The following is a 4,603-nucleotide window of genomic DNA, read 5'->3' on the forward strand; positions in this document are numbered from 1 at the left end:
AAGAGGCGGACAGAAACGGAATTCCGGATAATCCGTCTCCCGCGCGAAGCGCCTTCAAAGCGTATGAATATGGGTCCGGCGTCGCGCGTTAACACCGTCCATCTGTGCTTATCTGTGCTTATCTGGGGCTAACTTGCCGAGGTGGGGCCGAGTTGGTGGAGCCACTCTGGCCGTAACAAGCGACCGTCACTGCCTTCAGCAAAATTGGCCCCAGATAAGCGCAGATAGGCACAGATGGATGGTGTTGCCGAGACAGTCCGGCAGGGGGTGCTCCTGTTGTTGGAAGGCGCTTCGCGCGGAGGTGCCGCAACCGGAATTCCGCTTCTTTCCGTTTCTGTCCGTGCCTTCCGTCGTTTGATTCTACCGGCTGTGCCGATTTTGAATCCCGCGCCCCCCAGGCGCTTCCAAGTCCGCCTCGAAAAAACAGGTTGAAGCGCGGGAATTCTCTGACTAAAGTCAGATAATGTTAAATCAAATCGACCAGGTTCGCCGTTTCAACCGTATCGTCTCGCAGCGGGCGGGGACGCTCGACCAGAGCTATCTCGGTCAGGGACGGCCTTTGGGTGAGGCCCGGCTGTTGTTCGAGGTTGGCCATGACGGCGGCAATGCCCGCGAACTGCGCGATCGGCTGGGGCTGGATTCCGGCTATTTGAGCCGGTTGCTGCGGGCGTTGGAAAGCCAGGGGATGATCGTGGTGACGCCTTCGCAAGCGGATCGGCGCGTGCGCGATATCCGGTTGACGCAGGCAGGAACGGCACAGGTCGAGACCTATGACCGGCTGTCGGACGACCTGGCGTCGTCGATCCTGGCGCCGTTGGATGAACGGCAAAAAGCGAAGCTGGTCGAAGCGATGGCGCAGGTCGAGCGGCTGTATCGGGCGGCTGCCGTGACCGTATCGGCGGAGTCGCCGGCAACGGCGGATGCGCGGGCATGTGTCGATCTGTATATCCGCGAACTGAACCAACGGTTCGATACGGGCTATGATCCGGACACGGCGGGGCCCTTGGACGACAGCGAGTTTTTGCCGCCGGACGGGGTGTTCGTCGTGGCGCGGCTGGACGGCAAGGCGATCGGTTGTGGTGGTTTGAAGCGGCTGGATTTTCAGACAGGGGAGATCAAGCGGTTGTGGGTATCGCCGGAAGCACGGGGGCTTGGGTTGGGCCGGCGGTTGTTGAATGAGCTGGAAGCGTTGGCGCGGCAGAGGGGTATGGCTAAGGTGTGTCTGGACACCAGCGGGACTTTGACTGAGGCTCAGGCGTTGTATCATGCGCAGGGCTATGTCGAGGTGGCACCGTATAATGACAATCCTTATGCGCAGCACTGGTTTGAGAAGCGGTTGTAACTGGCCGCTAAGAGGACCCCTCCGTCTCGACGCGCTTGCCAATGGCCTTCGGCCTGGCTTCGCTTGCTCGCCACCTCCCCATTGAAAAAATGGGGAGGAGAAGGAAGTAAGAATTTCACCTGAATTCTCTACTGCCCGCGCTTATTCGTGCTTATTCGCGGTCCCAAAATCTTAACGCTGTTAACCAATCTTAAGGCGTCGTTCACTATAATCGACGGCATGTTGGATCTCGTTCAGATCGCCAAGACCGTCGAGCCGATGCGCGTCTATGGCCGTGTTGCCGTCGTCAATGGTCTCCTCATCGAAGCCAAGGGCGGCCTGTCCTACATGCAGGTCGGGGCGCGATGCGAAATCCTCCGCCGCAACGAAGAGCCCCTCCCCGTCGAGGTCGTCGGCTTTCGCGAAGACCGCGCCCTCATGATGCCGTTCGGACCCGTCGAAGGCGTCACGCCCGGCGCCGAAATCCGCATCTCCGCCGAAGGCTCCAAGGTCTTTCCGACCACCGCCTGGCTGGGGCGGATCGTCGACAGTTTCGGCAATGCCATCGACAGCCACGGCCCACTGCCCCAGGGGCCGGAAGGCTATCTGCTGAAGGCCGCGCCGCCGGCCGCCCATACCCGCGCCCGCGTCGGCGAACGTTTGAACCTGGGTGTGCGCGCCATGGACGTTTTCACCACCTGCTGCCGCGGCCAGCGTCTCGGCGTCTTCGCCGGCTCCGGCGTCGGCAAGTCGGTGCTGCTGTCTATGCTGGCGCGCGAAGCCACCTGCGATGCCGTCGTCGTCGGTCTGATCGGCGAACGTGGCCGCGAAGTGCGCGAATTCATCGAAGAAACCCTGGGGCCCGAAGGCCTCAAGCGCGCCATTGTCGTCGTCGCGACTTCGGACGAGCCGGCGCTAAAACGGCGTCAGGCCGCCTATATGACGTTAGCGCTGGCGGAATTCCTGCGCGACCAGGGCCTGGAAGTCCTGTGCCTGATGGACTCGGTGACACGCTTTGCCATGGCGCAACGCGAGATCGGGCTGGCCACCGGCGAACCGCCGACGACCAAGGGCTATACTCCCACCTGTTTCGCCGAACTGCCCAAACTGCTGGAGCGCGCCGGGCCGGGTCCGGTGCTGGCAGACGGCACCCAGGCCGGGCCGATCACGGCCTTGTTCACCGTCCTGGTCGACGGTGACGATCACAATGAGCCGATCGCCGATGCCGTGCGCGGTATCCTGGACGGTCACATCGTGATGAGCCGCAATATTGCCGAGCGGGGGCGGTTCCCGGCGATCGACGTGCTGAAGTCGATTTCTCGGACCATGCCCGAGTGCCAGACCATCCCCGAACGCGAGGTCGTCCGTCAGGCGCGCAAGGTGTTGTCGGCCTATTCCAACATGGAAGAGCTGATCCGCATCGGCGCCTACCGCACCGGCGCCGACCCGGATGTTGACCGCGCCATCCAGCTCAATCCGGCGGTCGAGGAATTTCTGCGTCAGGGCAAGGATGAATACACACCTCTTGACGAGTCCTTTACCCTTTTGGCGGAAATCTTAAGCCAGGCTTGATAAATGGCGCGAACCGCCTCAAGCCGTGACGCGAACGATTTTCGCAGGAGCGTAGCACATGCCGAAGTGGGCCAAATCCCTTATCCGCCTTTCCACCTTCGAAGTCGAAACCCTGCAAAAGCGCCTGGCTGAGGTCGTTACCCGCCGCACCCACGCCGAGATGAAGGTCGCGACCCTGGATGCCGAATACGAACTGGAATGCGTCAAGGCCGCTGCCGACGTCGGCATGGCCTACAGCCTGACCGCCTACAAGCGCGGCTTCACGGTTCGCCGCGACGCCGTCATCGCCGAGTTGGAACTACTGGCGCATGAAGAAGACGGCGTCCGCGATCAACTGGGCCTAGCCTTCGAGGATCTGAAGAAGTTCGAGCACGTCGCCGAAGTCACCAAGCTGCGCCGCGAAGCTGCTTTCAAGAAGGCGGAAAACGCCGCGCTCGATGAAGCCGCCCTGCGTATGAAGCGCGCGTGATGCCGTTGGCATCACGCGTTTTTTAGCTCAAACGCCGGACTAGGCGCCCCCCATGTCTCCTCGCATCAGCTCGGACGGCCAAGACGCGTTTTTGGCGCCCTTGCCAGGCCGCTCACGGCCTGGAGGGCTGGATCGGCGCGCGCTGATTGCGGGCGCCGGTGCCCTTGCGTTGACCACACCGGCCTGTGCGGCCTATCCGCCGGACCTGCCACCGTTAAAATCGGTTTCCCCCTACCCGCTCGGCGTAGCTGCTCGCCATCTCCACCTGGCCGACCCCGACTGGGCGCGTCTGGCGGTCGCCAATGTTTCCCAGCTCACGGCCGAGTGGGAGATGAAGATGGAATATATGCTGCGTGACGACGGCTCGCTGCAGGTCGATCGCGCCGATGCCCTGACCGCCTTCGCCCGCAAGTATGACCTGAAGGTCCATGGCCACACCCTGGTCTGGTACGCCCAGGACGGGCTGCATTTCCAGAAGCTTAAGGGCCGGCCGGACACCTTCCTGAACGCGTATGTCGAATACATTCAGGCCGTCGTGGCGCGGTATCGCGGCATTGTCCGCGGCTGGGACGTGGTCAATGAGCCGATCTGGAACGATGGCCGGGGGCTGCGGCCCTGCCTGTGGCGCGAGGTGCTGGGCGACGACTATATCGGCCTGGCCTTCGAAGCGGCGCACACGGCCGACCCGTCGTCGGTGCTGTTTTTGAATGACTACAATCTGGAACTGACACCGGCCAAGCGGGTGACGTTCCTGAAGCTGTGCGAGACCCTGTTGAAGAACGGCGCGCCTTTGCATGGCATCGGGACGCAGATGCATATCAGTGCGGATCTGGCGCCCGCCGCGGTGGGTGTGGCAATCCGCGATATCGCCTCGCTGGGGCTGCAGGTGCATATCTCCGAGTTGGACATTTCCCTTCGCGAGGGCCGGCTGACCAATGTGGTGGAGCCGCGGCTGGACCAGCTGAAGGTGTTCGAAGCGGTGATCCGGGCCTATAATGACGTGCCGGCGGGCCAGCGCTATGGGCTGACGCTATGGAGCCTGCGCGACAAGGATTCGTGGATGAATTCGGCGCGTGAACGCAAAGGGCCGATTCCCGATGAACCGGCTCTGTTCGACAACCGCGGTCAGCCCAAGGAAATGGCCAGGCGGTTTGTGGACTTGGTAAGGTAGTTCGACAGGGCTACCGAAAGAAAGTCGCCCCACCACCACCTTTCGCCTTCGCTTTGCTACGGCTCCAGGC

4 protein-coding genes are annotated in these 4,603 nt (G+C 62.3%); all 4 read left to right on the top strand.

Annotated elements, in window-relative coordinates; translation table 11 throughout:
- The first annotated feature begins 463 nt into the window (after positions 1-463).
- Positions 464-1,342: a bifunctional helix-turn-helix transcriptional regulator/GNAT family N-acetyltransferase gene (locus ABI_RS13750; protein WP_006273625.1), complete on the top strand. Its 879-nt coding sequence runs from the start codon at positions 464-466 to the stop codon at positions 1,340-1,342.
- Between the two features lie 219 nt (positions 1,343-1,561).
- Positions 1,562-2,893, top strand: coding sequence for a flagellar protein export ATPase FliI (gene fliI / locus ABI_RS13755; RefSeq protein WP_006273626.1), 1,332 nt, complete (start codon positions 1,562-1,564; stop codon positions 2,891-2,893).
- 58 nt (positions 2,894-2,951) lie between these two features.
- A complete protein-coding gene (locus ABI_RS13760; RefSeq protein ID WP_006273627.1) occupies positions 2,952-3,362 on the top strand; it encodes a flagellar export protein FliJ in 411 nt (136 codons plus the stop codon).
- A gap of 52 nt (positions 3,363-3,414) precedes the next feature.
- On the top strand, positions 3,415-4,533 hold the full coding sequence (locus tag ABI_RS13765; RefSeq protein WP_083811507.1) for an endo-1,4-beta-xylanase: 1,119 nt from the start codon (positions 3,415-3,417) through the stop codon (positions 4,531-4,533).
- Positions 4,534-4,603: the final 70 nt, after the last annotated feature.

It is taken from the genome of Asticcacaulis biprosthecium C19 (assembly GCF_000204015.1).
Taxonomy (GTDB): domain Bacteria; phylum Pseudomonadota; class Alphaproteobacteria; order Caulobacterales; family Caulobacteraceae; genus Asticcacaulis; species Asticcacaulis biprosthecius.

Coding starts and splice junctions, on each gene's coding strand:
- ABI_RS13750 (WP_006273625.1), top strand. CDS start 464: ATGTTAAATCAAATCGACCAGGTTCGCCGTTTCAACCGTATCGTCTCG.
- fliI (WP_006273626.1), top strand. CDS start 1,562: ATGTTGGATCTCGTTCAGATCGCCAAGACCGTCGAGCCGATGCGCGTC.
- ABI_RS13760 (WP_006273627.1), top strand. CDS start 2,952: ATGCCGAAGTGGGCCAAATCCCTTATCCGCCTTTCCACCTTCGAAGTC.
- ABI_RS13765 (WP_083811507.1), top strand. CDS start 3,415: ATGTCTCCTCGCATCAGCTCGGACGGCCAAGACGCGTTTTTGGCGCCC.